23 protein-coding genes are annotated in these 26,443 nt (G+C 67.2%); 14 read left to right on the top strand and 9 right to left on the bottom strand.

Translation table 11 applies throughout. The features are described from left to right. Positions 1-5: 5 nt before the first annotated feature. Together ACQ4MJ_RS02080 and lysA are read right to left on the bottom strand one after the other, a co-directional pair. Complete coding sequence (locus tag ACQ4MJ_RS02080; RefSeq protein ID WP_431150376.1) at positions 6-692, bottom strand: N-acyl amino acid synthase FeeM domain-containing protein; 687 nt, start codon at positions 690-692, stop codon at positions 6-8. 478 nt (positions 693-1,170) lie between these two features. Continuing rightward, positions 1,171-2,415 (bottom strand): diaminopimelate decarboxylase, encoded by a 1,245-nt coding sequence (lysA, locus tag ACQ4MJ_RS02075; RefSeq protein ID WP_431150378.1) that lies wholly within the window; start codon positions 2,413-2,415, stop codon positions 1,171-1,173. Between the two features lie 200 nt (positions 2,416-2,615). Between lysA and ACQ4MJ_RS02070 the strand changes: the two genes are divergently transcribed. Continuing rightward, complete coding sequence (locus tag ACQ4MJ_RS02070; RefSeq protein ID WP_431150380.1) at positions 2,616-3,554, top strand: LysR family transcriptional regulator; 939 nt, start codon at positions 2,616-2,618, stop codon at positions 3,552-3,554. 85 nt (positions 3,555-3,639) lie between these two features. Here ACQ4MJ_RS02070 and coaD read toward each other — a convergent pair whose 3' ends face one another. After that, positions 3,640-4,140, bottom strand: a complete 501-nt coding sequence (gene coaD, locus ACQ4MJ_RS02065; RefSeq protein WP_055395514.1) for a pantetheine-phosphate adenylyltransferase — start codon at positions 4,138-4,140, stop codon at positions 3,640-3,642. Positions 4,141-4,288: 148 nt separating this feature from the next. After that, positions 4,289-5,512, bottom strand: coding sequence for a helix-turn-helix transcriptional regulator (locus tag ACQ4MJ_RS02060; RefSeq protein WP_431150382.1), 1,224 nt, complete (start codon positions 5,510-5,512; stop codon positions 4,289-4,291). Positions 5,513-5,831: 319 nt separating this feature from the next. On the opposite strand from ACQ4MJ_RS02060, the gene ACQ4MJ_RS02055 reads away from it, so the two are divergent. From ACQ4MJ_RS02055 to ACQ4MJ_RS02020, 8 genes are all read left to right on the top strand, one after another. Then, positions 5,832-6,293 carry an IPTL-CTERM sorting domain-containing protein gene (locus ACQ4MJ_RS02055; protein ID WP_218300414.1) on the top strand — a complete coding sequence of 154 codons (462 nt, stop codon included), beginning with the start codon at positions 5,832-5,834 and terminating at the stop codon, positions 6,291-6,293. A gap of 168 nt (positions 6,294-6,461) precedes the next feature. Further along, entirely contained in the window at positions 6,462-7,262 is an 801-nt protein-coding gene (locus ACQ4MJ_RS02050) for a hypothetical protein (protein ID WP_431150384.1), read from the top strand. 182 nt (positions 7,263-7,444) lie between these two features. Next, a complete protein-coding gene (locus tag ACQ4MJ_RS02045) occupies positions 7,445-8,569 on the top strand; it encodes a helix-turn-helix transcriptional regulator (protein ID WP_431173689.1) in 1,125 nt (374 codons plus the stop codon). 201 nt (positions 8,570-8,770) lie between these two features. Further along, on the top strand, positions 8,771-10,495 hold the full coding sequence (locus tag ACQ4MJ_RS02040) for a TPM domain-containing protein (RefSeq protein ID WP_431150387.1): 1,725 nt from the start codon (positions 8,771-8,773) through the stop codon (positions 10,493-10,495). Between the two features lie 16 nt (positions 10,496-10,511). Beyond that, positions 10,512-10,832 carry a hypothetical protein gene (locus tag ACQ4MJ_RS02035; protein WP_306554689.1) on the top strand — a complete coding sequence of 107 codons (321 nt, stop codon included), beginning with the start codon at positions 10,512-10,514 and terminating at the stop codon, positions 10,830-10,832. Between the two features lie 55 nt (positions 10,833-10,887). After that, positions 10,888-11,358, top strand: coding sequence for a lysozyme inhibitor LprI family protein (locus ACQ4MJ_RS02030; RefSeq protein WP_431150390.1), 471 nt, complete (start codon positions 10,888-10,890; stop codon positions 11,356-11,358). Further along, positions 11,358-11,756: a hypothetical protein gene (locus ACQ4MJ_RS02025; protein ID WP_147433254.1), complete on the top strand. Its 399-nt coding sequence runs from the start codon at positions 11,358-11,360 to the stop codon at positions 11,754-11,756. The genes ACQ4MJ_RS02030 and ACQ4MJ_RS02025 overlap by 1 nt, the downstream gene beginning before the upstream one ends. A gap of 72 nt (positions 11,757-11,828) precedes the next feature. Next, on the top strand, positions 11,829-13,556 hold the full coding sequence (locus ACQ4MJ_RS02020) for a DUF4832 domain-containing protein (RefSeq protein WP_431150393.1): 1,728 nt from the start codon (positions 11,829-11,831) through the stop codon (positions 13,554-13,556). 29 nt (positions 13,557-13,585) lie between these two features. On the opposite strand, the gene rsmD is transcribed toward ACQ4MJ_RS02020, so the two are convergent. Genes rsmD through ACQ4MJ_RS02005 form a run of 3 tightly spaced genes read right to left on the bottom strand, consistent with a single transcriptional unit; the run spans position 13,586 to position 17,097 of the window. Next, positions 13,586-14,278, bottom strand: coding sequence for a 16S rRNA (guanine(966)-N(2))-methyltransferase RsmD (gene rsmD / locus ACQ4MJ_RS02015; RefSeq protein WP_431150395.1), 693 nt, complete (start codon positions 14,276-14,278; stop codon positions 13,586-13,588). Beyond that, positions 14,275-15,630, bottom strand: a complete 1,356-nt coding sequence (locus ACQ4MJ_RS02010; protein ID WP_431150396.1) for a M16 family metallopeptidase — start codon at positions 15,628-15,630, stop codon at positions 14,275-14,277. Before ACQ4MJ_RS02010 ends, rsmD begins: the two co-directional genes overlap by 4 nt. 21 nt (positions 15,631-15,651) lie before the next feature. Beyond that, entirely contained in the window at positions 15,652-17,097 is a 1,446-nt protein-coding gene (locus ACQ4MJ_RS02005; protein ID WP_431150398.1) for a M16 family metallopeptidase, read from the bottom strand. A gap of 27 nt (positions 17,098-17,124) precedes the next feature. Between ACQ4MJ_RS02005 and ftsY the strand changes: the two genes are divergently transcribed. The 3 genes from ftsY to ACQ4MJ_RS01990 all read left to right on the top strand — a co-directional run bounded on the left by ftsY (position 17,125) and on the right by ACQ4MJ_RS01990 (position 22,481). Continuing rightward, entirely contained in the window at positions 17,125-18,501 is a 1,377-nt protein-coding gene (gene ftsY, locus ACQ4MJ_RS02000; RefSeq protein WP_431150399.1) for a signal recognition particle-docking protein FtsY, read from the top strand. A 133-nt stretch (positions 18,502-18,634) separates the two neighbouring features. Beyond that, positions 18,635-21,304 carry an EAL domain-containing protein gene (locus tag ACQ4MJ_RS01995; RefSeq protein WP_431150401.1) on the top strand — a complete coding sequence of 890 codons (2,670 nt, stop codon included), beginning with the start codon at positions 18,635-18,637 and terminating at the stop codon, positions 21,302-21,304. Between the two features lie 112 nt (positions 21,305-21,416). Then, complete coding sequence (locus tag ACQ4MJ_RS01990; RefSeq protein WP_431150403.1) at positions 21,417-22,481, top strand: hypothetical protein; 1,065 nt, start codon at positions 21,417-21,419, stop codon at positions 22,479-22,481. 70 nt (positions 22,482-22,551) lie between these two features. Here ACQ4MJ_RS01990 and cutA read toward each other — a convergent pair whose 3' ends face one another. Continuing rightward, entirely contained in the window at positions 22,552-22,899 is a 348-nt protein-coding gene (cutA, locus tag ACQ4MJ_RS01985) for a divalent-cation tolerance protein CutA (protein WP_121508607.1), read from the bottom strand. Between the two features lie 697 nt (positions 22,900-23,596). Here cutA and rpoH point away from each other — a divergent pair. Both rpoH and ACQ4MJ_RS01975 read left to right on the top strand, forming a co-directional pair. Continuing rightward, the gene (rpoH, locus tag ACQ4MJ_RS01980; RefSeq protein WP_055398595.1) at positions 23,597-24,538 is read left to right on the top strand and encodes an RNA polymerase sigma factor RpoH; all 942 of its coding nucleotides are present in this window, start codon (positions 23,597-23,599) and stop codon (positions 24,536-24,538) included. 116 nt (positions 24,539-24,654) lie between these two features. Then, positions 24,655-25,692: a Bug family tripartite tricarboxylate transporter substrate binding protein gene (locus tag ACQ4MJ_RS01975; protein ID WP_121505573.1), complete on the top strand. Its 1,038-nt coding sequence runs from the start codon at positions 24,655-24,657 to the stop codon at positions 25,690-25,692. A 133-nt stretch (positions 25,693-25,825) separates the two neighbouring features. On the opposite strand, the gene ACQ4MJ_RS01970 is transcribed toward ACQ4MJ_RS01975, so the two are convergent. Further along, positions 25,826-26,443: an SCO family protein gene (locus tag ACQ4MJ_RS01970; protein WP_121508606.1), complete on the bottom strand. Its 618-nt coding sequence runs from the start codon at positions 26,441-26,443 to the stop codon at positions 25,826-25,828.

Here is a 26,443-nt window from a genome sequence, read left to right as displayed (position 1 = left end):
GACGGCTACCCTACCGACAGGCGCCGCAGCAGCCCCTCTTCATCGTCAGGGTGGAAGAAATAGGGGTAGAAGCTGCGCTCCACGCTGGCCAGCTTGGGCTGGCCGCCAAATTGGTCGATGAGGCGGCGCCCCTTGTCAGCGCCGATGTGCAGCAGCACGGCGGGCGCACCCACACGCTCGCACATGCGTTCGGGGCCGATCTGGTCAAAACACAGCATGCGCCGATAGAACGGGGCATGGCGCGGGTTCACCTCGATGACGATGTCGGTGGCGCGCCGGGCGCGGAAGGCCACGATCCACGCAATGTGGAAGATGGCACCCAGCACATGCTTGGAACGCACCCCGGGGTCCATTGCAAGCTTGCCCATTTCGCAGATGCGCGCGCCGCGCTGGCGCAGTTCGGCAATGAACTCGGGGTACTGCTCCTCCGCCGCCAGGTGCCCGTCGTCCATGCGCACCGAAATCGTCCCTTGCGACTGTCCATCAATCTGCACCACCAGGCTGCTCAGGTCGCAGTCGTGCGACAAGGTGGCCTGCATGCTGTAGCCCTTGCGGGCGTACATGCGGGCCAGCAGCCCCTGGCCCTTGCGGGACAGACGGATCTTGCAGGTCTTGGTTTCGGCATAGCCCAGGCGGCTCAGGTACTCGCCGGGGTAGGCCAGCTCGACAATGGTCTGTTCTTCGGCGTCCATGGCGGCTCCAGGGGTGGGCAAAGTGGCCTCTACCCGCCCGCGCGCCGTGCGTGGCGCGAGGCAGCCGGGGCCTCGTCGCTCCGTTGAAAACAGGGCGAAAGGCCAGCTTAGCGGCTTCTCTCGTCCCCTGGAGCCCGGGTTGGCATGGCAATCGGACGAACGGACGAACGACCTTGGCGAAAGGCATGCCCAGCAAAAAAGCCGCAGGGCACCATGGATAGGCGCCCTGCGGCTTTTTTGGCAATCCCCTTGCGGGGCAGGATCAGAACACGCCGAACAGCATGAGCAACAGAACAACGGACAGTGGGACGCCGAGCAGCCAGGCAATGATGGGCATAGTGATCTCCTGAAAAGGGTTGAAGGGGATAAGTGATTTCACTGTATGGCCCTCCTTTTCCCGCCCGTGTGCGCCAGCACGGCGCGTGGCCGTAGGCGCGCGCCTACCGGCTGTGGGAGCGGCACCCGCCCCACAGCACGATCAAAGCCCCAGTTCCAGCGCCAGCAGTTCGTCCACCGTCTGACGGCGGCGGATCAGGCGCGCCTGGCCATCGTCAACGAGCACCTCGGCAATCAGCGGACGCGTGTTGTAGTTGGAGGACATCGATGCGCCATAGGCCCCGGTGTCGTGGATCACCAGCAGATCGCCCACCTGGGCGGCGGGCAGGTCGCGTGGCAGCACCACGCCGCCGTCGCCCTGGGTGAACACGTCGCCCGATTCGCACAACGGGCCTGCCACCACCGTGGGTTGCTCTGCCGCCGCCGAGCCATCGCGACGCAGCACGCTCATGGCGTGGTAGCTGCCGTACATCGACGGGCGCATGAGTTCATTGAAGCCGGTATCGACCAGCACAAAGTGGTTGTTGCCCGCGTTCTTGGTGGCGCGCACCTGGCCCAGCAGCACGCCGGATTCGGCCACCAGATAGCGGCCGGGCTCGATCTCCAGGCCCAGCTTGTGGCCCACGATGGCCTCGGCCTGCTGGCGCGCGGCGTCCCACAGGCCGTGGTAATGCTGCGTATCGACCACCGGGTCGCCACCGCGGTAGGGGATGGACAGGCCGCCACCGGCCGAGATGGCGTGCAGGTCATGCCCGGCCGCATGCGCCGTGCGCACCAGGTTGACCATCGCACCACACACCTCCTGCAGGTGGCTGTAGTCCACGCCCGAGCCGATGTGCATGTGCAGGCCCACCAGCTTCAGGCCGTGCTGCTTGATCGCATCCAGTGCGGCAGGCAGGTCGGTGTGCCAGATGCCGTGCTTGCTGTGCTCGCCGCCGGTGTTGGTCTTGTTGCTGTGGCCATGGCCAAAGCCGGGGTTGATGCGCAGCCACACCGCATGGCCCGGCGAGCGCGCGCCCAGCTGGTGCAGCATGTCGATCGAGCCAGCGTTGACCGGCACGCCGTGTTCCACCACGCAGTCGAGCGTGGCGGCGTCGAACAGGTCGGCGGTAAAGACGATCTCCGACGGCTCTCCGCCGGCCGTGTAGCCGGCCGCCAGCGCACGCAGGATCTCGCCGCGCGAGACCGCATCCACCTTCACGCCCTGCTCGCGCATGAGCTTCAGGATGTGGATGTTGGAGCAGGCCTTCTGCGCGAACCGGATGGTCTCGAAATTGGACACCTGCGCAATGCGCTGGCGGATGGTGGCCGCGTCATACACCCACAAGGGGGTGCCGAACTGGTCGGCCAGGGACCACAGCTGGGCGGGCGAGAAGGGGTTGGACATGGGGACTCCGAAGGCACAAAGACTGATAGGACTTACGCAAATCGGGATGCAACAACCGCCTCGCCCTGGGGTGAACCGCTTGCCTGAACCCTGTTTTGCGTAAGTCATGACTGAATGGAAGCGCGGATGATGCCCCTTCCAAGGTATTTGGTCGAATGCTTTGATTTACATCCTCTATTCAATATGGATATGCTTTGCCCATGACCGACACCGCACTGGCCCACCGCATCACCCACCGGCACATCGAGGTGTTCCGCGCCGTGATGACCGCTGGCAGCGCCACCGGCGCCGCCGACCTGCTGCACAGCTCGCAGCCCACGGTGAGCCGCGAGCTGGCCAGGCTTGAATCGTTATTGGGCTATGCGCTGTTCGAGCGCATACAGGGCCGCCTGCGCGCCAACGCGCGGGCGCTGGCGCTGTGGGACGAGGTACAGCGCTCGTGGCAGGGGCTGGAGCGCGTGGTGGACCGCGCCGTGGCGCTGGGCCGGCCCGACGCCGTGCAGCTGGCAGTGCTGTGCCTGCCCGCGCTGGCGCATGCGCTGCTGCCCGGCGCGGCGGCGCGGCTGATGCAGGTGCAGCCCCACGCGCGCCTGTCGGTCACGCCGCAGGATTCGCCGCTGCTCGAAGAATGGATGAGTGCCCAGCGTTTTGACCTGGGCCTGTGCGAGCAGACCGCCGCCCCGCCCGGCACCCGCGCCGAGGTACTGCTCACCCTGGACGAAGTGGCTGTGCTGCCCGCAAGCCACGCCCTGGCCCGGCAACCCGTGCTGCAGCTGGCGGACTTTGCCGACCAGCCCTTTGTGAGCCTGTCGGCCGACGACCCCTATCGCCGCATCATTGACGCGCGCTTCGCCGAAGCCGCCGTGCCACGCACACTGCGCATGGAAACCCACAGCGCGGCTGCCGTGTGCGCGATGGTGGAGCACGGCCTGGGGCTGGCCATCGTCAACCCGCTGACGGCCCTGACCGCCGCAGCCAATGGCCGGCTGGTGGTGCGGCGGCTCGCGTTGTCGATCCCGTTCAGCGTGGCGGCCGTGCTGCCGCTGTACCGCCCACCGCTGCCCGAGGTGGCGCCCATGCTGGAGGCCCTGCGGACAGAGGCGGCGGAGGTGGCGCGCCGCCTGGAGGCCGTGGCGTGACCACTGCCGTCGCAGAGAGTTTGCTACTATTTATATAGCATTTCGCGCTTACCAGATAAGCGCCAGAGGCTATTTAGGCCAAAAATCAGGGCGGCGTGAGCGTGCGCACCTTCTCGGCCAGCCGCTGCTCCACCGAGGGCGACACAAACTTGGTCACCTCGCCGCCGAGCACGGCGATCTCGCGCACAAAGGTGCTGCTGATGAACTGGTACTTGTCGCTGGGGGTGAGGAACACGGTTTCCACCTGCGGCATCAGGCTGCGGTTCATGCCCGCCAGCTGGAACTCGTAGTCGAAGTCGGTCACGGCGCGCAGGCCACGCACCATGGCCTTGCCGCCACGCTCCACGACAAAATCGCGCAGCAGGCCAGAGAAGGCTTCGACCTGCACTTGTGGGTAGTTTTTGACCGCCTCGCGGACCATGTCGATGCGTTCTTCCAGGGTGAACAGCGTCTTCTTGTGGTGGCCCGCAGCCACGGCCACGATCACGCGTTCGAACAACTGGGTGGCCCTGCGCACCACGTCTTCATGGCCCAGCGTGATGGGGTCAAAGGTTCCGGGGTACACGGCGAGCACGTTCTGGGCCATGGCTGGTTGTCTCCTGTCTGGCTGTATAGACGTTGGCCCGGGCCCTGGGAGCGGATGAACCACCCGAGCCGCAGGGCCTGCGGGCCGCGTGCGCGCATTATGCAGTGCACTGCAACATGAACCGGCGGGCCGCCCTCTCCCCAAGAGATCACACCACCGCAATCCCCTGCAGTGCCACGTTGCCCGGTGCCAGCAGCATCAGCCGGGCCACCAGCGCCACCAGATCCTGCTGGCGCTGGGTGCGCGTCTTGGCCAGCAGCGCGCTCATCTGTGTGCGCACGGTCGAGATGCGCGAGCCGCGTGCGTCGGCAAAATCCTGCGGGGTCTGGCCGCGCATCAGCGCCAGCAGCAGGTCGGCCTCGGACGGGCTCAGGCGGTAGGCCTGGCGGGCCAGGGCGACGGCGGCCTCGCCGCACAGGCTGCGCTCCAGCACCACCCAGGCGATGCCTGGCGCGCGGTGGCACAGGCCCAGCGCGGCCAGGTCGCTCAGGGGCAGCGTCACCAGCAGCAAGCCGCCCTCGGTGCCGGGCAGCTCCACACAGCCGCTGCGGCCCTGCAGCGATTGCTGGAACAGCGCGCGCAGCGCGGCATCGGCCGTGCTGGCCAGCACCGGGCGGCGCAGCAGCGTGCGCAGGGCCACGCTTTCGGGCCGGGCGCTCAGCAGCCGGGCGCGTGCATTGGCGTGCAGCAGGCGGCCGGCAGTGTCAAAAAACAGCAGGCCCATGGGCATCTGCTCCATCAGCGACTCCAGGCCCTGGGTGCGCGCGCGCAGCGCCACCATCTCGCGGTGCAGAAAGGCCGCGCGCTGCACGCCGCCAAACTCTGCGCGAAAACGCGCGACTTCCTCCGGTGTGAAGCCCTCGTCGTCCCCCTGGCGGTACACCGACATGAACAAATTGCCCACCGGGTGCGACGCGCCCTGGCTGCCGCCAAACATGCGGGTGCCGATGCCGTACTCGCGCAGGAAGTCGCTGTAGATCTCGCTGCGGCGAAAGCCGCGCGTGGCGTGCACGGGCGCATCCGTGGCCACCCAGGCACCCGACGGGCCGGTGCGCGCACGCTGCGCCATGGCGTCGTCCCACAGCGGGTCTTGCAGGCGAAAGTGCGTGGCATAGCGCTGCGCCGCCTCGGGCGTCACGCCCATCGCCAGCAGCGCGGGCGCGCCGTCGCTCGATGGCGACTGCAGCCAGTAGTCCACCTCGGGGTGCGCGGCAAACTCCGCGCCCCACTGCGCCAGCTGGTCCAGATCGCTGGCCAGGAAGGCGCCGCCGAGCAGGTCCGCGCGAAAGCTGGCGGCGTAGCGGGCCAGCGTGTCGCCAAACCGGGTGCCGTCCGACACCGATGCCAGCAGATCGCAAAAAGCAGGATGCAAACCCATTCCCTTCATGCAGAGCCTGCTCCCGCCGGAAAGCTGCCCCAGCGTTTGCCCCCTACCCGTTACCTTTTGCAAAAGGCAGGCAGGCGGGCCGGACGCAGGCACCCGGCTTCGCACAGGCCATGTGTTTCATAGAAAGCGGCGGATCGTAGGAGCTGCCCCTGGCTGCCGTCATCATCTACCCGAATGAGAACATAGCGAGCGAGGCTCCTCCAGGTAGCGGATGGGCAAGGGCGCCGGGGCTTTCTACAGTCCCTGCGTGTCGCCGCTCGCGCCAGCGGGCGGCATGGTCCATTTCTTTCCAAGCCTCGCACCCATGAAACTCCGCCGCCGCATTTTCCGCGTTGCCCTGTTCCGCTCCGTGTCCGTCAGCGCCTGCCTAGCCGCAGGAAGCGCCCAGGCCCAGTGGGCCACCATCAACACCATCAGCAACCCGCCCGGCGCGTTCACCATTACCTGCACCGATTTCCCGGTGCCCGGCCCCCAACAGGTCTGCGCCGTTTCGCCGCCACTCCCCGTGGGCAGCACGGTCCGCGGCAACTGCGGCGGCAACGTCCGCATGGTCGATGACCCGGCCCGCCCCAACACCTGGCTGTACCAGGTGGGCCCCCGGCCCGCCAACCCACCCACGGCCACCTGCGACTTCACGGTGAACGCGCCCAACGTTCCCCCCGTCGGCGCCACCGCCGTGCCCACCCTGGGTGAATGGGCGCTGATCCTGCTGTCGCTCGCGGCGGCCACGCTGGGCATGGGGGCACTGCGTCGCAAGAAGTTTTAGGAATTTTTGGGTGCTAGCGCTTATCCATCAAGCGCTAATAGCTACACAAAAAATAGCAAATCCACGCAGCGCCGTCGCTCATCGTCGTTCATGTGAACGATGGCGGCTGCCGGGCCACAGCCTACGATCCGCAGCCCACCCCAGCCCGGCCTGCGCCGTTCCTTCCTTGTGATTCCCCGTCCGCCCCAGCCCACTCCCACCACCGTCAGCGACGCGCTGTTCGACACCCAGGCATGCCTGAACTGCGGCGCGGCGCTCTCTGGCCCGTTTTGCGCGCAATGCGGGCAGAAGAAGGCCGCGCGCATGGGCAGCAGCACCGTGCGCAAGGAAGCCTGGGAGCGTTTTCGCTGGTTTGAATGGAACACCCTCCGCAACGCACTGCGCGTGCTGCCCCAGCCCGGCACCACCGCACGCGAATACGTGCTGGGCCAGCGCAAGGACCACCCCCACCCGCTGACCCTGCTGTGCCTGACCATCGGCTTCCTGCTGATCGTGCTGGGCCACACCGACTACTTGCGGCCCGAGCTACCCAGCGAAGAGGCGCAGCGCATGGTCGCTCTGGTCACGGGCTACTCCAAGTGGTCGTTCTCGCTGGGCGCGGTGGCGGCTTTTGCCAGCATGTGGCTGGTGTTCCGCCGGTGGGGCTACAACGTGGCAGAGCTGCTGACCCTGGCACTGTATTGCCAGGCGGTGTTCATTGCGCTGCAGATGGTCAACCAGCTGCCGCTGGTGCTGGCGTCGTCGCCCGAGCTGTTCAGGTGGCACAAGGCCTGGTCTCCCTGGTACATGACGGCGCTGCAGACGCTGATGCTCATGGTGGCGCTGCGGCAGTTTTTGGTGCTGGATTGGCGGCGCGATGGCTGGCGGCTGCTGCTGGCCGGTGCGCTGTTCGCGGCGCTCAAGTGGCAGGCCACCCAGCTTTATGCCCGCGCAGTGGTCGAACTCGTGCTGTGGCAAATGGGCGCGTGAAAAGCGTGAACAAGTTCATGAAAACCTGTCGGGCCGCAGCCACATCCTTCACCTGAATGATGTTGCGGCGCAGGCATCAACCCTACCATCCGGCGCAGTTCATTCAACCTGATGAGGAGCACCCATTGAGCGGTGAAGAGCGGGACCCGCAGCCTGTGGGAATACCGGGTTTCGAGACCCTGATGGCTGAAAGCCTGGAGGCCCTGGGCGAGCCCGGCATGGTGGAGCGCCTGCTGCACCGCGTGGGCGAATCGCTGGGCAGCCACAAGGTGGTGCTGTTTTGCCCCCTGCCCGGCTCGGACGACCCGCTGGCCGCCTACCAATGGGGCATGCCCGATGATTTTCTGGCGCGCTATGCGAACCTGATCCAGGGCAGCGATGCGTGGAGCGAAGCGCTCGCGCGCCAGCAGGGTGAGGCGCTGGCACGCGGCGGTTCGCTGAGCCAGCAGCTCGTCAGCACCCCAGCCCTGCGCCGTGGCGCGTTCTATGCCGACTACCTCAAGCCCCTGGGCATCGATGCCATGGTCAACAGCATCGTGGAGGCCTCGCCCGAGGTGGGCATGCACGTGCTGGCGATGTACAACGACCTGGGCCAGAACGAGTTCACGCCCGAGCAATTTGCCCGGCTGCGCACCGTGACGCCCTGGGTGCGCAGCCTCATGCGCGCCCAGCGCCGCCTGCAGCAGGCCCGCCGCCACAGCAGTGCGCTGGAGCGCACGCTGGACCAGCTGCCGCTGGGGCTGATGCATGTGAACCAGCGTGGCGAGGTGCGCTACCTGAACGAACACGCCCGCGCCTGGCTGGGGGTGGAGGACGAATGCCGCATCCTGCTGCGCAACGCCACGGGCTGGCAGGCGCGCCAGCCCCTGCAACTGGCGCAGATCCACCCCGGGCTGACGCCACTGCTCACCGCCAGCCTGAGCACACGCTCGCCCGTCTCGGCCCGTCTGCAGACCCAGCACGACACCGCGCCGGGGACGCTGGTGGCACTGGCCGCGCCGCTGCGCAATGGCCCGGGGCCCGCCGCCGAGCCGCTGGCCCAGTTCATCCTGGTGCCCGAGGCACCACCCCACGCGGGCGCCACGGTGTCGGTGTGCAGCGCGCTCTATGGCCTGACCCCCGCCGAAGCCGCCCTGCTGCCCCTGCTGCTGCAGGGCATGACCCCGCGCGAAATGGCCGACAACCGGCACGTGAAGATGCCCACCGTGCGCTCCCAGCTGGCCAGCCTGTACGCCAAGACCGGCACACGCGGCCAGGCCGAACTGGCCCAGCGCGTGCTGCGCGTGGCGGCACTGGTGACGGCATGAGAACCCCCCTGAGTCGCCTTCGGCGCCTTCCCCCCGCTCTCGCATGGCTGCGCCATGCGGGCAGGGGGACGCGGCACTCACTGCGGGGCGGCCCTTGCTCGGCCGCCCTGGCTTGGGGCGCGACAGTATCGACGGCTGCGCGCAACACGCAGCGCAACCGGCCACCGCATTCACTGATCCCAACCCAAGGAACCCATCCCCATGAAACACCGCATTGTTCGCCCTGTCGCCTTCGCCTGCGCCACCATGCTGGGCCTGGCCGTGGGCGGCCTGGCCATGGCCCAAAAGACGGCTGCCGTGGCCAAGCCCAGCAAGGCCCAGCTGGCCGCTGAGCTGGCCGCTACGCTGCAGGCCTGCTCGTACGACGGCAGCCCACTGGCCTTCTCGCCACCCGACCTGTCCAAGGGCGGCGGCACCGGCAAACAGGTGGTGGCCGAGATCATGAAATACACCGGCCTGCCCGCCAACTTTGTGGTGGTGGAGGGCAAGGTGCCCAACGCGGCGGCGGTGATCATGCAGGGGCCTGACAAGGTGCCGCGCCGCGTGATTGCCTACAACCCGGCCTTCATGGGCGAAGTCATTCAGGCCACCAAATCCAACAACTGGGCGCCTGTGAGCATCATGGCCCACGAGATCGGGCACCACCTCTCGGGCCACACCATCGTGCCTGGCGGCAGCCAGCCACCCATCGAGCTGGAGTCGGACAAGTTCAGCGGCTTTGTGCTCTACAAGATGGGCGCGCCGCTGGCCGATGCCCAGCGCGCCATTGCCACGCTGATCCCCGAGAAGGACGGCGAAACCCACCCGGGCCGCAAGAAGCGCCTGGCCGCCATTGCCAGCGGCTGGACAGAAGCCTGCGAGCTGCAAGGCGGTGGGCCGCAGTGCTCCGGCGGGCTGCCAGTGCGCACGGCACCGGCATCCCCTGCGGCAGCGGCAGCGGCACCCACAGCCCCATCCCCCGCCCCGGCACCCACCACCCCGGTGGCCAAGGCGCCAGCTGCCACCCCATCGCCCGCGCCCGTGGCCGCACCACCCGCCAAGGCCCCGGCCCTGGCGGCAGCGCCTGCGGCCGAAACCCTGCCCAAGGCCGACGTGGCCGCCATCCCGTCCAAGGGCACCCAGTTCATCTACGACGAGTTCGGAATCCTGGACCCGGCCATCCGTGCTCAGTTTGAAAAGCAGATGTACGAGCACGCGCAGAAAACGGGCGTGGAGATCGTCACCCTGCTGGTGAAAGACCTGGGCGGCAAGAGCGCCAATGAATATGCCCACGCCATGATGCGCCAGCTGCGCGTAGGCAAGCTCGATGTGGGCAACGGCGCCGTGCTGGTGGTGGCCCCCGAGCAGAACCAGGCCGCCGCCGTGCTGGGCGCGGGCGTGGCGCTGGAGATGGACGGCCACCAGGACAAGGCCGAGCAGCTCAAGCGCTGGATCAGCACGGCCTGGCCGCTGTGCAAGAAGAAGAACGCCTGTGGCGGCTGGACCGAAACCCTGATGCTCGCCGCCGACCACCTGCGCCGCGATACCAGCCACGCAGACTGGACCATCGCCTACCAGTCGCTGGGCGACATTCAGAAGGCCGATGCCGCAGAAAGCGGCAAGGTCACCAACCCGAAGGACAGCAAGGTCTGGCGCAAGATCGTGCGCCTGTCGGGTACCGTGGAGAGCCTGAACCCGCCCACCGGCAACAAGGCGGCCTGGGTGAACGATATCAAGGTGAAAAACGGCAAGCAGGCCGTGCTGCTTCGCAGCGCCGAAGGGTTCACGGCCATGCTCTACGTAGACCCGCGCACCGCCGCCCTGCAACCTGGCGGCAAGCTGGAACAGGGCAGGGTGTACACGGTGATCGCCCGTGCGGACTGGATCTCGGGCAACCCCCAGCACACGCAGTCGCTGGATGTGCTGAGCTACGCCGTCACGGAGTAAGCCGCAGGCCCACCGCATGTCAGCCACGACCCTCACCATGCTCCTGGCGGGCGCTGCCAATCTGCTGCCCGCGCTGTTTTTCATGTTTACGGCACTGCTCGGCAGCAACGGGATGAACTCCACCCAGGGCGGAAAGCTGCTGGGCGCCCTGGCCGTGCTGCTGGTGCTGGGCTGGCTCGCCGCGCTGGGGCTTGCTCGCCACCTTGCCCACTGGGGCCAGGCGCGCGGCTGGTCCACCGTGGTCAGCGTGGCAGCGGCCAGCGGGGGCGCGGTAGTCGCTTTCACCGTGCTGGCGCTGCTGTCCACCCTGGCAGCGCTCCTGTGGGTGGGCGCATGAGCTCCGTGCACTCCCCCTGAAAAGAGAAGAACGCCAGAAAGAAGGACACCCCCCCATGCACCACCCCCTGCACCAGCCCTTGTACAACACCACCCTTGCGCTGCTGGCCGCACTCACCCTGCTGGCCGCCGGGACACACACAGCCCACGCCGCCGAACACTTCTGCGGCCAGACCTCTGCCCACCCCATCGACAAGACCCTGGCTGCAGCCGCCGAACGCAGCGGTGGCGTGACGGTGGACCTGCGTGACGCGCAGTCGGCCGCCTACGCCGCGTGGGACAAGGAGCTCAACCGCGTCTACGCCCAGGCCCTCAAGGCCGCTGGCCCCGCACGGCGTGACGCCCTGCGTTCGGCGCAGCGCGCATGGCTGGCGTTCGACACCGCGCAGGGCCAGTGGGACGCCATGCTGCATGCCGACCAGGGCACATCGGCCGCGCTCAACATCGCCGGTGCCGCGCTGGAACGCCGACGCGCGCGGGTGTGCGACCTGAGCAGGGACCTGCAAAACCTGAAGGATTCGGAATGATGCGTCGCACACTCCTGCGGCTGCTGCCCGTGCTGGCACCCGGACTGGCCCACGCGCAGGACCACCCCACGGTGTGGCTGCGCGTGCGCAACAACAGCCAGGAGGTGTTCGAGCATGTTTGGCAAGGCCTGCCGCGCACCCGCAGCGATGTGGACCTGGGCCCCTTGCGGCCCGGCCAGACCAGCCGGTGGCACGCCGTTCCGGCCACGCTGGCGCACTACCGCAAGACCCGCATCCAGCTGGCCCAGCGCCAGCTCACCGACGTGACCGACACCTCCTTCCCACAAGGCCGCGCCACACTGGAGCCGGGCCGCTACACCTTCGCCTACACGCTGGAGGGAGATGCACTGCGGTTGACGGTGATCCCGGAAGCCGGGACCACCGCGCCGGACAGATAACATCAAAAACAATAGCAGCTACCGCTTATCAGATAAGCGCTAGAACCCAATTTCATTCAAAAAATGGCGTCCATGAACACCTTCAGCACCTTGCACCCCGTCCGCATGGCGCGGCTCACGGCCCTGGCGGCCGCCCTGTTTGCGGCGGCCTGTGGCGGCGGGGACGCCAACGAGGCACCTACTCCCACTCCCACGCCAGCCCCAGGCACGGCGCCCGCACCAGGGCCCACGCCGGAACCCCCATCACCGCCCCCGCCGGCCCCCACAGCACCGCCGGTGCAGCCCCCGTCTGCACCACCCCCATCGCCGCCGCCGTCGCAGCCACCCTCGGTACCACCGCCGCCGCCACCTCCTGCGCCCCCCCCGCCCAGCGCGGGATGGAGCGTGGTTTCAGTGAATTCCCTGCTCGCGCCCCTGGCCATCGCCAGCGACCTGACCCCCAACCCCGGCCGGGGCTACTACCAGTGGCGCTCGGACCCGGGTGACGTGCCGCTCGCACAATCGGCACCACCCCAGGCCGCCTACCAGCGCTACCTCTGGAAAGACCTGGAAGGCAACACACCCGGCCAATACATCCTCGGCAACCTGGTGGCCGCGCGCGATGCCGCCCGGGCCGCTGGGCGACAGTTTGCGTTTCGCATCCAGGCCATGCGCGGCTACGGCACCAACACGCTGGACGTGCCCACCTACCTGCACGGTGCGGGCACGGCGCAGCCGCAATGCTCGGCACCCAACCCCGCCTGTGTGTGGGCGGCCCCGATGCCCGCCCCCACCCCGCCCGCGCCCGCATTGCCTCCCACGCTGGTGCCCAACTGGAACCACCCCTATGTGCTGGAGCGCATGCAGGCCCTGCTGCAGGCCGTGGCCGCCGCGCTGGGCGACACGTCGGACCTGGCCTGGATCGACGTGGGCCTGTACGGGCAGTACGGCGAGTGGGCCATGAGCACCAGCAACGTGGTCTACACACCGGCCCTGGAAACCCAAGGCATCACCCCGGCCTCCAACGCCACCAAGCGCAGCATTGCGCAGATGCATTTCGACAGGTTCCCGGATGCACAGCATGCGATGTTCATCCCGCATGCCAACCTGGATACGCTGCAGTACGCGTTCTTCCAGCAGACCACCACCACGCTGCCGGTGGGCCTGCGCTGGGATTGCCTGGCGCAGGACGGCTTCATGAAGCAGTGGACCGATCGCCCGAGCGACTGGGCACAGATCTCGGACCGCTGGAAGACCGCCCCCTGGATCGCGGAGTTCTGCCCCTTCGGCCCCGGCGAGTCCAAGACCAACGCCGCCACCGCGCGGCAGCAGGTGCGCGACTTCCATGTCTCCACCGTGGGCAATGGCAACCTGAACGCGCCGTGGTCCAGCTTTACGGGCACCGAACAGGCCCACCTGGCGGCCGTGGGGCGCGAGGCGGGCTACCGCTTTGCGCTGGGGCCCATCACTGTCACGGCCCCCACGCCCAGCACGGTGCAGGTGCAGGTGCGCGTGGACAACACGGGTAACGCACCGCTCTACACCCCTTGGCAACTGCAGGCTCAGCTGCGCGATGGCTCCGGCCAGGTGGTGGCCAGCCGGGAGCTGCTGAGCACCGCCCAGGCGCGTGCCATTCTTCCGGGTGTGCCCGCGCAGATCAACACCACCTGGACCTTGCCGATCCCACCTGCGGGCAGCTACACGGTGCACCTGGCCTGGGTGCGCCAGCCCACGCTGGCGGGGCTGCCGCAGACGCTGCGCTGGAACATGGCGGGCATTGAGGCCGACGGCAGCGCCCGGCTGGCGACGTTGAAAAGGTAGGCCGCTGCGGGTCTGCGGCCCTGCGTGCTTCAGGTGCTGCGCTGAAGCAGGTGCGCGTGCACGGCGCCGGCCTTGAGGTGGCGGTACAGCACCAGGCCACTCGCGGCCAGCTCCTCGTCCGTCCAGGCGCGGGGCGCTTCGAGGTAGACAAAGCCCTGGGCGGCCACAGCCTTGGAAGCGGCCTGCAGGGCAGCGACGAACAGGTCGCTGTCAAACGGCGGGTCCAGCAGCACAAGGTCGATGCTGGCGGGCGCCGCCTGTTTGAGGGCGGCAATCCCGTCGCCACGCTGCACGCGCACGGCCGTGGCCGAAAGGCGCTGCTGCAGGGTGTGCAGCTGGGCCACCAGAGCGGCATCGCTTTCCACCAGCTGCACGGCGGCCGCTCCACGCGAAGCGGCTTCGAGCCCCAACGCGCCCGTGCCCGCAAAGGCATCCAGGCAGCGCCAGCCGGTCAGGTCCTGGCCCAACCAGTTGAACAGCGTTTCGCGCACGCGGTCGGGCGTGGGGCGCAGGCCGGGGCGCTGGGCCACGGGCAGGCGGGTGCGTTTCCATTGCCCGCCAATGATGCGGATTTCGCCCGCGCCCTTGGGCGCTGCTGCGGCAACGGCCTTGTCCTTGGGCGCGCCCTTTTTGCCAGCGGCAACCGGGGGGGTGGCCGCTGCAGCCTGGGCTTTGCGGATCTCGGCGTTGATGGCGGTGGTTTTCAGGGTCGAGCGGCTCATGGCTTGCCCCCCACCACCACGGTCACCATGCGCTCGGGTTGCAGCTTCTTGGCCATGGCCGTGCGCACGTCGGCCACGGTGAGGGCTTCGACCTTCTTCGTCCACTGGTCCAGGTAGTCCAGCGGCAGCTCGTTCCAGGCGATGTTGGCCACGTTGCCCAGGAGCTTCTTGTTGCTGTCGATGCGCAGCGCAAAGCCGCCGATGAGGTTGTCCTTGGCGGCACGCAGCTCGGCCTCGGTGGGGCCTTCGGCCACAAAACGTGCGATCACGTCGCGCGAGACCTTCACGGCCTGGGCCGCCTGGTCGGGGCGCGTCTGCAGGCCCACCGTGAAGGCGCCGGCGTGCATGCCAGCGGCAAAGTAGCTGTACACGCTGTAGCTGAGGCCGCGCTTTTCACGCACCTCGTTGGTCAGGCGCGAGACAAAACCGCCGCCACCCAGGATGTGGTTGCCCACCAGCAGCGCCACAAAGTCCGGGTCGCGCCGCTGGAAGCCCGGCTGGCCAATCAGCACATGGGCCTGGGCCGAGGTGAAGGGGATGTTCTGCTCGGCGGGGGCAGCGAGCGCTGCGATCTCGCCCACGGGCGGCAGCGGCGCGCAGCCGGTGCTGGCGGGAAGGCGCGACAGCAGCGTGGCCACCAGCGCCTGGGCCTGTGTGCGCGACACGGCGCCCACAATGCTGACCTTGGCGCGGCAGGCGCCGATGTGCTGGGTGTGAAACGCCTGCATGTCGGCCACGCTGATGCGCGCCAGCGTCTCTGCGGTGGTCTGCACGCCATAGGGGTGGCTGCCGTACACGGCGGCTTCAAACGCGTGGTTGGCCACGGTGGCCGGGCGTGTCAGCGACTCTTTGATGCTGGCGCTCCAGCGGGCGCGGTCGCGTGGCCACACGTCGGCCGGAAAGCTGGGCTCGCCGATCTGGCGCGCGGCCAGACGGGCGGCCTTATCGAGCAGCGGCGGGTCGGTGAGCGAGCGCAGTGAATACTGCAGCCTGTCGTTGTCGGCGGCCACCTCGAAATTGGCGCCCAGGTCGGCCCAGGCCTCGCCCAGGCCGTTTTCGTCCAGCGCGGGTTCGGTGCTTGTGTCGCGCCCGGCCTTCACGCCCTTGCTGGCCATGGCGGCCACAGCGCTGGCCAGGCCCGACTGGCCCGCCGGGTCGCGGCGGCTGCCAGCATCGAAGTCGATCTGCACATCCACCATGGGGATGACCGGGCTTTCAACCAGGTAGACCTTGGCGCCGTTCCCCTCCGTCCAGTGCTGGATGGGCAGCAGCGCCCAGGCAGAATTCGAATATAAAACGGCTCCAGCGCTTATCAGTAAAGCGCGAGCAGCTATGTTTTTAATAGTAATCATGGAATAGGGCGCAAAGCGGGTTCAGTGGCGGGACGCACCGGGTGCGGGCTGTGCGCGGGGGCGGGGGGAATCCAGCGGCTGGGGCAGCAAGGTGGCCACCGTGAGCTGGTCGTCGCCAAAATATTTGGCGGCCACGGCTTGCACCTGGGCGGGCGTCACGGTGCGCAGCAGCTCCAGAAGGCGTTCGTTGGCGTCGAGCGGAAAGCCCTGAATCCAGTTGCCCCCCAGCTCCTGCGCCTGGTTCATCACCGAGTCGCGTTCGTACACGGTCGAGGCGATCCACTGCGTCTTCACGCGGGTCAGCTCAGCCTCGCTGACCCCATCGCGGGCGACGCGGGTGACCTCGGCGCGCAGCGCGTCTTCCACCTGCTGGGCCGTCTTGCCGGCAGCGGGCACACCGCTGAGCATGAACAGGCTGGGGCCACGGCCCGTGACCATGGCGCCGCTGCTGGCGCTGTCGGCCACGCGGTTTTCGCCCTGGGTCAGCGCACGGTCGAGCCGCGCGCCGTCGTAGCCGTTGAACACCGCCGACAGCACCATGAGCGCCAGAGCGTCGCGGTCGGTTTCGGTCAGGTTCTCCACACGGTTCAGGCTGGGCGCACGAAACGCCAGCGCCACGTAGGCCTGCTCGGCCGGAGCCTTGACGGCAATGCGGCGCAGGCCCTGCTGCGCGGGCTCGGTGCGGGGCTTGCGCTCGGGCAGCGCGTGGGCGGGCAGGCTGCCGTAATACTTCTCGGCCAGTGCGCGGACCTGGGCCACGTCCACATCGCCTGCCACCACCACGGCGGCGTTGGTGGGCGTGTACCACTGGCGGTAGAAAGCGCGCGCATCATTCGGTGTCATGGCATCCAGGTCGCTCATCCAGCCCACGATCGGGCGGCGGTAGGGCGATGCGGTGAAGGTGGCGGCAAACAGCTGCTCGGCCAGCATGGCGCGGGGCTGGTCTTCGGTGCGCAGGCGGCGCTCTTCCTTGACGACCTCCAGCTCCTTCTTGAACTCGTCGTCCGGCCAGTGGTTGTTGGCAAACCGGTCGGATTCGAGTTTCATCACATCTTCGAGCCGGTTGGACGGGATCTGCTGGTAGTAACCCGTGTAGTCGCGGCTGGTGAATGCGTTTTCGCGCCCGCCCAAAGCCGCCACACGCCGCGAGAACTCGCCCGGCGGCAACGTCTTGGTGCCTTTGAACATCATGTGCTCCAGCACATGGGCCACACCCGTGGTGCCATCCACCTCGTCCATGGAGCCCACGCGCACCCACACCATGTGCACCGCAGTGGGGGCACGCCGGTCGGGCTGCACGATAAGCTGCATGCCGTTCTTAAGCGTGAACTGCTGCGCGCCAGAGGCCGTGGCGGACGGCGTGGTGGAAGGCGCAGCGGGGGGTTGAGAGCCGGGAGGCGTTGCCGCAAAGGCAGCCCCGGACGAGAGGCAGGCCAGCAGGCCCAGTAGGGTGAAAGCACGTTTCATAGAATGGATGATTCTAAGAACCCTCCAATGTTCAGTTTTTTCAAGAAAAAGCCCGCCGCTCCGCCATCGACGCCTGCACCGTCCGATGCCCCCTCCCCGGCCGTTTCGCACGGCGCTCCGGCGCCTGCCGCCCCCCACACCCCGGTCGTGCCAGCGGCGACAGCTGCGGCGGCGCAGCCGCCGTCTCCGGCCCCTTCACACGCCCCAGCGCCCGTGCCCGCGCCACCGCCGGTCGAAGCCCCGGCTGCAGCACCGGCAGCGTTTGGCTGGCTGCGCAACCCGTTTGCCCCCAAGGCGCCCGAGGCAGCTCCGGCGCCCACGCCCGTAACAGCGCCAGCCCCACCGCCTGCGCCAGTGCCAGCCGCAGCGCCCCCGGCCACACCCGTTCCCACACCTGTGCCGGTGGCAGCCCCGGTTCAGGCAACTCCTGCGGCATCCATGCCGGTGGCAGCCCCCGCCATCGCTGCCCCAGCGCCCGCTTCTGCACCGGCAGCCGCCCCCGCGGAACGCAAGGGATGGCTGGATCGCCTCAAGGCCGGCCTGCGCAAAACCGGCAGCAGCATCACCACGGTGTTCACCGGCACGCAGATTGACGATGCGCTGTATGAAGAGCTGGAAGAGGCCCTGCTGATGGCCGACACCGGTGTCAAGGCCACCACCCACCTGCTGGCCGACCTCAAGCGCCGCGTGAAGGAGGCCAAGGCCACCGACCCCGCCGCTGTCAAGGGTTTGCTGGCCGACGCACTGACCGACCTGCTGCGCCCGCTCGAAAAAGCCCTGGTCATCGGCGAACACACCCCCACGGTGATCATGGTGGCGGGCGTCAATGGTGCGGGCAAGACCACGTCGATTGGCAAACTCACCAAACACTTGGCTGGCGAAGGGGCGGCCGTGTTGCTGGCGGCGGCCGACACCTTCCGCGCGGCAGCGCGCGAGCAGCTCGGCGTCTGGGCCGACCGCAACACGGTCGAGATCGTGAGCCAGGAAGGCGGCGACCCGGCCGCCGTGAGCTTTGACGCCGTCACGGCCGGCAAGGCGCGCGGCAAGGATGTGGTGCTGGTGGACACCGCCGGCCGTCTGCCCACGCAGCTGCACCTGATGGAAGAGCTCAAGAAGATCCGCCGCGTGGTGACCAAGGCCGACGCCACGGCCCCGCACGAGGTGCTGCTGGTGATCGACGGCAACACTGGCCAGAACGCTCTGGCCCAGGTGCGGGCGTTTGACGACGCGCTGCAGCTCACAGGCCTCATCGTGACCAAGCTCGACGGCACGGCCAAGGGCGGTGTGCTGGCCGCCATCGCGCAGGAGCGCCCGATTCCGGTGTATTTCATCGGCGTGGGCGAAAAGCTCGAAGACCTGGAAACCTTTAACGCGCGCGAGTTCGCGCAGGCGCTGCTCACCTGATGCAGCCCGGCGGTCCGGGCCGCCCCCTTCCCCCGCCAGCGTGATCCATGGCCCCTTCGGGGGCCATTTTCACGTTTACGAACTGCGGCAATTCCCCCATGATGGGCTTCCCCCTGGAAAGGCACGGAGGCCCATGTTCATTGAGCTGGTCAAAGGTGTTGCCCTGCTGCTGGCGCTGTGCTTTCTGCATGGGTTCAACATCCGCGTCTGGCGCCAGCATCCGCGCACCGGGCAGGTGTTCTCGGGCATTCTCTTTGGCACCATCTGCGTGGTGGGCATGCTCACGCCGGTGGTGCTGATGCCCGGGGTGATCTTTGACGCCCGCTCGGTGGTGCTGAGCATGGCAGGCCTGTTTGGCGGCCCGCTGGTGGCCTGCATCGCCGCCGCCATGGCCGCCACCGGCCGCCTGTGGCTGGGCGGCGCGGGGGCGGAGGTGGGCTTGATGGTGATCGCACTGTGCACCGCACTGGGCCTGGTCTACCGCGAGGGCCGGGCGCGTGGGCGCCTGGGGGTCGAGCCCGTGACGCTGGCGCTGTTCGGGCTGCTGGTGCACACCGCCGTGCTGGCGGTGTTTCAGCTGCTGCCGACCGAAGTGGTTCAGCGCGTCAACCAGACCCTGGCCCTGCCCTTTCTGCTGACCTTCACACCCGCCACGGTGGCCCTGGGCCTGCTGCTGCACGACGTGGAAGAACGCCTGGCCACCGAACGCGCACTGCACGGCACGGCCGCACGGCTGCGGGCCATTGCGCAGGCTATTCCCGACGTGCTGCTGGTGCTGGATGCCCAGGGGCGCTATGTGGAAGTGCTATCGCCCGACGACGCCCCGCTGGCCGCCAGCCCCGCCCAACTTGTGGGCAAGCGGATGCATGACGTGCTGCCCGCAGAGCAGGCCGACAGATTTGTGGAACTGATCCGCAGCACCTTGCTGTCGGGCCAGACGCAGAGCGTGGAATACGAGATGCAGACACTCTCGGGCACGCGGCAATTTGAAGGGCGCGCACAGCCCCTGGGGGTGACAGTGGGTGGCCAGGCGGCCGTGGTCTTCCTGGCGCGGGACATCACCCAACGCAAGCGCGCCGAAAGTGCGCTGCGCGAGTCAGAGCTTCGCTTTCGCTCGCTGCTGCGCAATATCCCGTCCATCTCGGTGCAAGGCTATCTGGAAGATGGCACCACGAGCTACTGGAACCAGGCCTCCGAGGAGCTGTATGGCTACACGGCCGAGGAGGCACTGGGCAGCAACCTGCTCGACCTCATCATTCCGCCCCCCATGCGCGACGCCGTGCGTGAACACGTACGCCACATGTTCGCCACGGCCGAGGCGATTCCCGCTGGCGAGCTGCAGCTGCAGCGCAAGGACGGTACGCCCGTGCATGTCTTCTCGAGCCATGCCTACATCCGGGTGCCAGGCCACCCACCGGAGATGTTCTGTATCGACATCGACATCTCGGGCCGCAAGGCGGCCGAGGACGAGGCCCGCTACCTGGCCTTCTACGACGCCCTCACGCAGCTGCCCAATCGGCGCCTGCTGGTAGACCGTCTGCAGCAGGTGTTGGCCAGCGGCGCGCGCTCGGGCTTGACCACAGCCGTGCTGTTTGTGGACCTGGACAACTTCAAGACCCTGAACGACACCCGCGGCCACGAGGTGGGCGACCTGCTGCTCAAGGAAGTGGCCCTGCGCCTGCGCGGCTGCGTGCGGGAGCAGGACACGGTAGCCCGGCTGGGGGGCGACGAGTTTGTGGTGGTGCTGCAGAACCTGAGCAGTGACCCGCCGGAAGCCGCCGCCCAGGCGCGCACGCTGGGCGAACTGATCCTGGCCCAGCTGCGCCAGCCCTACGATCTGGCCGGGCATGAACACCACTTCACAGCCAGCATCGGGGTGACGCTGCTGCGCGAGCACCGTGACTCGGTGGACGAGGTGCTCAAACAGGCCGACATGGCCATGTACCGCGCCAAGGACGCGGGCCGCAACACCCTGCGCTTTTTTGACCCTGACATGCAGCAGGCCGTGAACCGCCGCGCGCTGCTGGAAACGGAGCTGCACAACGGCCTGCGCCAGTCGCAGTTCCTGCTGCTGTACCAGCCCCAGGTGAACGCGCAGGGGCGGGTTACCGGCGCAGAGGCGTTGGTGCGCTGGCAACACCCCGCGCACGGCATGGTGCCGCCATCGGAGTTCATCCCGCTGGCAGAGGAATCCGGCCTCATCCTGCCCTTGGGTTATTGGGTGATAGAAACCGCCCTGCGCCAACAAGCCCGGTGGCGGCTGGATCCGGCAATGGCCCACCTGAGCCTGGCCATCAACGTCAGCGCGCGGCAGTTTCTGCAGGAAGACTTTGTGACACAGGTGCTGGCCTTGCTGCAGCGCACTGGCGCCGACCCGGCGCACATCAAGCTGGAGCTGACCGAAAGCCTGCTGCTGGACAACGTGGACAGCGTGATCGCCACCATGCGCGCACTCAAAGCCCAGGGCCTGGGCTTTTCGCTGGATGACTTTGGCACCGGCTATTCGTCCTTGAGCTACCTCAAGCGCCTGCCGCTGGACCAGATCAAGATCGACCAGGGTTTTGTACGCGACGTGCTGCTGGACCCCAGCGACGCAGCCATCGCACGCTCCATCATCGCGCTGGCCGGCAGCCTGGGTCTGGACGTGATCGCAGAGGGGGTCGAAACGGCAGCGCACCACCAGTTTCTGCTGGCGCACGGCTGCAAGGCGTTTCAGGGCTATCTGTTTGGCAGGCCGATGGCGCTGGAAGACTTTGAAGGGGTCGCGCGGGAGGTGCTGTGCCCGGAAGGCACCTCCAGCTGACCTTGGGCCGGTATCGGGATTGCATTCAAGGTACCGCGCAGAAGTGCCGATAACCAGGGGCCACGCCAGCCCGCACCGCGCCGGACCTCCGTGGAAACCATGGAGGTGCCCCATGAGAATCGAGTCGTCCACCCTGCAGATGCAGTCCCAGCATGTCGCCACGCGCATGCACAGCCAGACAAGCCGCCTGGAAATGTGGGTGGGCGACCGCCCCGCCAGCACGCCCCTCGCCCGCCAGCCACCGCCGCTGCAAATCTCCACCGCAGCCCGCCTGGCCCAGGCCGCCCATGCACCCCATGGGGTCACCACCTCGGTCGAGCCTCTGCCGGAGCGCGCCCGCGACGAGGGCCTGACGCCCCAGCTCGCCATGATCCGCGATCTGATCGAACGCATGACCGGGGTGCTCGTCCGCGTCTATGCCGGGCCGCAGTCCACCGACGCGCCCGCAGCTCCCCCGCCCCCCTTGGCCCCAACGAACAGCACGGCCGCAGCCCCGCGCCAGCGCGCGGGCTTTGGCCTGATCTATGAGCAGCGCGAAGTGCTGGAAGAAACCGAGCGCACCCAGTTTGCTGCAGCGGGCACTGTGCGCACCACCGATGGCCGGGAAATCCGGTTCACGCTGCAGCTGGATATGCAACGCAGCTACCGCGAGGAATCCTCCGTGAGCCTGCGGCTGGGCGACGCCGTGGCGGTGGACCCGCTGGTCATCAACTTCGACGGCACCGCCGCCCAATTGCAGGACCTGCGCTTTGCCTTCGACCTGGACGGCGACGGGCAGACCGAACAAGTGCCGCTGCTTGCCGGCAACCGGGGTTATCTGGCGCTGGACACCAACCAGAACGCGCGCATCGACAGCGGCCTGGAACTCTTCGGCCCGGACACGGGCAACGGCTTTACAGAACTGGCCCGGCATGACAGCGACGGCAACGGCTGGATCGATGAAGCCGACCCGGTCTTCCATCAGCTGCGCGTGTGGACCCCGAATGCAGATGGCAGCGGTAGCCTGCAGACCCTGGAGGAACTGGGCGTGGGCGCGGTGCAACTCACCGCCCAGGCAACGCCCTTCGCCCTGCGCACGGCGGACAACCACAACCTGGGCGCCGTGCGCTCCACCAGCATCTACCTGCAAGAAAACGGCAGCGCGGGCACGGTGCAGCAGATCGACCTGAGCGTGTGATCGCGATCCGAGAGTTTGAGCGACCCGTACCAGCGGCCGAGACGTCCGCAAACTGGGGAATGCCCAAGCTTCAGGCCAGCACCGTAGCGTGGGCCACCTGCGCATCCACCCAGTCAGCATATTCCGCAGACCCCTGCAGCGCGTGCGTGACCAGCTGCGGCAGCGCATAGGGATGCTGCGCCCGCAGCAGCGCCAGCAGCGGGTGCAGCGCACGGGGCACGGTCTTGCACACCAGCCGGAGCTCGCGGTCCTCCTGCAACGCGCCCTGCCAACGAAAGTAGGCCGTGATGGGCTCCACCTGCACACAGGCCGCCAGCCGCGCCTGCAAGACCAGCTGTGCCAGCCGCCGCGCTTCCGCTTCGGTGGCCACCGTGGTAGTGACAACGAGAATGTCGCAAAGGGCGGTCGGCTCAGTCATGCGCGTCTCCCGAGGGCGTTGGGCGGTGCAGTCTGCCATAGCGGGGGATGCAATGCCAGCGGCGCGAAAACCGCCAGGGATCCTCTGCACGAATCGAGCGGTAAGTGTGTGCTGCGGATCGGGAGGGGCGGCCAGGCGCAAGACGCAGCAATAGCCGTAGCTATTGCGAGTATTTGCAACACCGCAGACCACCCGAGTCCGCAGATCCAGACGGCGCGGTGATTCGTGCAGAGGGTCCCTAGGGATGTCCTGCACAACCCTCGCGAGGCGGTGGCAGTGCGGATCGGGATGGGGCGCAAGGCGTCATTCGGCAGCCAATAGACGGGCTATTGGCAAGAAAAGCAACGCAGCGAAACGCCCGGGCCATAGGGAGTTATGCAGGTCATCCATAGATCATGAAAACACTGTTCTATTTGTCGCAACAATCGGAAAAACTTGGCTACAAAGGGCTGGAACCCTGAACCCAGAACGCGCTCTGACAACGAAATACTGCGTTCATCGCGGCCTCTGCAGCCATAAAATTTCTTTTTGAATCAATGGCTTAGCAAAACCATCCAACCATATCGCGTTCGGATTCCTGGGCCAATGGTCCAGGCGACAGGCAGGCGGCATCGCCCACAACCGGAGGGGAACTCCTGGCTTAGCACTCTGTCCTATGGAGTGCTAATATCATGGCTTAGAGGAAAGGATTCCCGGAATGAACATTCAATCTGGAACCGCTACGACGACTTTGGCGCCCGCCAACCCCTGGGCGCTGGTGCCCCCATTGGGCAACCTGGACGCGTACATCTCCGCCGTCAATCGCCTGCCGCTGCTCACGCACGAAGAAGAGCAGACCTACGCGCGGCAGCTCAAGGACAACAACGATCTGGACGCCGCCGGTCGGCTGGTGATGTCGCACCTGCGTCTGGTGGTTTCGATTGCGCGCCAGTACCTGGGCTATGGCCTGCCCCATGGCGACCTGATCCAGGAAGGCAATGTGGGCCTGATGAAAGCCGTCAAGCGCTTTGACCCCGACCAGGGCGTGCGTCTGGTGAGCTATGCGATGCACTGGATCAAGGCCGAGATCCACGAGTACATCCTGAAAAACTGGCGCATGGTGAAGGTTGCCACCACCAAGGCGCAGCGCAAGCTTTTCTTCAACCTGCGTTCCATGAAGCAGGGGTTCAAGGCCGATGCGTCTGCCGCTGATGCAGCCACGCACCGCGATACGCTGTCGGACCAAGAAATCGACACGGTGGCTGCGCAGCTCAACGTCAAGCGCGAGGAAGTCATCGAGATGGAAACCCGCATGTCGGGCGGTGATGTGCTGTTGGACCCCGCACCCTCGGACGATGGCGAACAGGCTTTTGGGCCGATTGCCTATCTGGCCGACGCCTCGCACGAACCTACGGCCATGATCGAGTCGCGCCAGCGCGATGCCCTGGCCACCGATGGCATTGCCACGGCGCTGGGCAGCCTGGACGACCGCAGCCGCCGCATCGTGGAAGAGCGCTGGCTCAAGGTCAACGATGACGGCACGGGCGGCATGACGCTGCACGAGCTGGCAGCTGTGTATGGCGTGAGCGCCGAGCGCATCCGGCAGATTGAAGTGGCTGCAATGAAGAAGATGAAGAAGGCGCTGGCGGAGTACGCCTGAGCCTGAGGGCGGCGGGGTTAATATCCCCGGCTGCAGAAGTTGCCTCACGGGGCCCCAGTTCTGGGGCCCCGTGTCGTTTTGGCCCCTGAATGTTCTTGTTGAGGAGACCCCTTCCCATGTTGTCGTCACGTCCTGTTGTTTCTCGCCGTGCGTCTACGCTGCTGATTGCGCTGGCAGCCGCCTCCCCCTGGGCTCTCGCCCAGAACGCCGCCAAGCCCGGTGCCGCAGCAGCCGCCGCGCCCCTGGCATGGCCCACCAAGCCGCTCAAGATCATCGTGGGCTTTCCGGCCGGGTCTTCGCCCGACCTCACGGCGCGCACGTTCAGCGAGCCGCTGTCCAAGGCCCTGGGCCAACCGGTGATCGTGGAAAACAAGGTGGGCGCAGGCGGCAATATTGCGGCTGATGCCGTGGCCAAAGCGCGTGATGACCACACCGTCGGCCTGATGATCAACGGCAACATGACAATTGCCAAGCTGCTGAACCCGGCCGTACCCTACGACCCGCTCAAGGACTTGGCACCGCTGAGCCTCATCGGCACATCGCCCCTGATCCTGACCGCGCCCGTGAGCCAACCCGGAGTGCCCGCCAACAGCAGCGCCCGCGACTTCTTTGTGGCAGCCCGCAATGGCGGCGACAAGTGGAGCTATGGCACGCCCGGCGTGGGCACGGTGGGCCACATTGGCACCGAGTTGCTCAAGTCGCGCAGCAACATCAACCCGGTGCATGTGCCCTACCCGGGCTACCCGCAGGTGGCCACCGCCATGCTGGGCGGGCAGTTGCAGATGGCCTTGCTGCCCCCGGCCCTGGCGCAGGCCCAGGTGCGTGCGGGCAAGTTGCGCGCGATTGGTGTGACGTCTTCCGGGCGCAGCCCGCTGGCACCCGATGTGCCGAGCCTGGCCGAGGCCGGCATCAGCAACTTCAACCTGGAAATCTGGAACGCCTTTGCGGCGCCTTCGACCCTGCCCAAGCCCATCCAGGCCAAGCTGGCGGCGCTGATCAGCGAAATCGCGCGAAGCGAAGAGGTGCGCGGCAAGCTGTTCCAGCAGGGCTGGCAGACGGTGGGCTCGTCGCCCGAGGGGCTGGCCAACCGCGTGAAGGCCGACACCAACTTGCTGGGCGGCGTGATCGCGATGCGCGGCATCAAGGCGGAATAAATCTGCGCGACGGAAACGCCGCACGCCTTTGCTGCTAGCAAACATCAACCCGGGTCTGGCCGATGCGCCTGCCCGGGTTTTTTGTTGCAGGTGCTGTCAAACCAGCAGGCGGACTGGCGTGCCCGCAGAAACCTCAGCCCGCCTCGGCCAGCAGTGCCTTGACGTCTGCCGCCAGGGCCTGCGCGCCACTGCCATAGCGGTTGTAGATGCGCAGGCGCCCCGCCGTGTCATACACGTAGCTGCCCGCCGAGTGGTCCATGGTGTAACTGGTGGGCGTTTTGCCATCGACCTTCTTGTAGTAGATCTTGAAGTCCTTGGCGACCGCAGCCAGTTGCTCTGGCGAGCCATACAGGGCCAGAAAACTTGGATCGAAATTGGCCATGTAGGCCTTGAGCACTTCCGGCGTATCGCGTTCGGGGTCTACCGTGACGAAGATGCCCTGCAGGCGGTCGCCGTCCTTGCCCAGCATCTTCTTCACCTCGGCCAGCTCTTGCATGGAGGTGGGGCACACGTCCGGGCACTGCGTGAAGCCGAAGAACACCACCACCACCTTGCCCGCAAAGTCCTTGAGGTGTCGCGCCTGGCCGTTGTGGTCGGTCAGCGGGATGTCACGGGCATAGTCCGCACCGGTGATATCCACGCCACGAAACTCTGCCTTTTTCTCGGAACAGGCACTAAAAATGCCCGCAGCGCTTATAGATAAAGCGCTAACAGCTATCGTTTTAAGAGCACTTCTTTTCAGCATGGTCAT

It is taken from the genome of Acidovorax facilis, assembly GCF_050626955.1.
GTDB lineage: Bacteria > Pseudomonadota > Gammaproteobacteria > Burkholderiales > Burkholderiaceae_C > Acidovorax > Acidovorax facilis.
Note: the sequence above shows the minus strand (reverse complement) of the source record. Positions and strands in the feature narration are given on the sequence as shown.

Coding starts and splice junctions, on each gene's coding strand:
- ACQ4MJ_RS01995 (WP_431150401.1), top strand. CDS start 18,635: ATGTTCATTGAGCTGGTCAAAGGTGTTGCCCTGCTGCTGGCGCTGTGC.
- ACQ4MJ_RS02055 (WP_218300414.1), top strand. CDS start 5,832: ATGAAACTCCGCCGCCGCATTTTCCGCGTTGCCCTGTTCCGCTCCGTG.
- ACQ4MJ_RS02045 (WP_431173689.1), top strand. CDS start 7,445: ATGGCTGAAAGCCTGGAGGCCCTGGGCGAGCCCGGCATGGTGGAGCGC.
- ACQ4MJ_RS02080 (WP_431150376.1), bottom strand. CDS start 692: ATGGACGCCGAAGAACAGACCATTGTCGAGCTGGCCTACCCCGGCGAG.
- ACQ4MJ_RS02020 (WP_431150393.1), top strand. CDS start 11,829: ATGAACACCTTCAGCACCTTGCACCCCGTCCGCATGGCGCGGCTCACG.
- ACQ4MJ_RS02030 (WP_431150390.1), top strand. CDS start 10,888: ATGCACCACCCCCTGCACCAGCCCTTGTACAACACCACCCTTGCGCTG.
- ACQ4MJ_RS02005 (WP_431150398.1), bottom strand. CDS start 17,097: ATGAAACGTGCTTTCACCCTACTGGGCCTGCTGGCCTGCCTCTCGTCC.
- rsmD (WP_431150395.1), bottom strand. CDS start 14,278: ATGAGCCGCTCGACCCTGAAAACCACCGCCATCAACGCCGAGATCCGC.
- ACQ4MJ_RS02035 (WP_306554689.1), top strand. CDS start 10,512: ATGTCAGCCACGACCCTCACCATGCTCCTGGCGGGCGCTGCCAATCTG.
- lysA (WP_431150378.1), bottom strand. CDS start 2,415: ATGTCCAACCCCTTCTCGCCCGCCCAGCTGTGGTCCCTGGCCGACCAG.
- ACQ4MJ_RS01970 (WP_121508606.1), bottom strand. CDS start 26,443: ATGACCATGCTGAAAAGAAGTGCTCTTAAAACGATAGCTGTTAGCGCT.
- ftsY (WP_431150399.1), top strand. CDS start 17,125: ATGTTCAGTTTTTTCAAGAAAAAGCCCGCCGCTCCGCCATCGACGCCT.
- ACQ4MJ_RS02040 (WP_431150387.1), top strand. CDS start 8,771: ATGAAACACCGCATTGTTCGCCCTGTCGCCTTCGCCTGCGCCACCATG.
- ACQ4MJ_RS02010 (WP_431150396.1), bottom strand. CDS start 15,630: ATGATTACTATTAAAAACATAGCTGCTCGCGCTTTACTGATAAGCGCT.
- ACQ4MJ_RS02070 (WP_431150380.1), top strand. CDS start 2,616: ATGACCGACACCGCACTGGCCCACCGCATCACCCACCGGCACATCGAG.
- ACQ4MJ_RS01990 (WP_431150403.1), top strand. CDS start 21,417: ATGAGAATCGAGTCGTCCACCCTGCAGATGCAGTCCCAGCATGTCGCC.
- rpoH (WP_055398595.1), top strand. CDS start 23,597: ATGAACATTCAATCTGGAACCGCTACGACGACTTTGGCGCCCGCCAAC.
- ACQ4MJ_RS01975 (WP_121505573.1), top strand. CDS start 24,655: ATGTTGTCGTCACGTCCTGTTGTTTCTCGCCGTGCGTCTACGCTGCTG.
- cutA (WP_121508607.1), bottom strand. CDS start 22,899: ATGACTGAGCCGACCGCCCTTTGCGACATTCTCGTTGTCACTACCACG.
- coaD (WP_055395514.1), bottom strand. CDS start 4,140: ATGGCCCAGAACGTGCTCGCCGTGTACCCCGGAACCTTTGACCCCATC.
- ACQ4MJ_RS02025 (WP_147433254.1), top strand. CDS start 11,358: ATGCGTCGCACACTCCTGCGGCTGCTGCCCGTGCTGGCACCCGGACTG.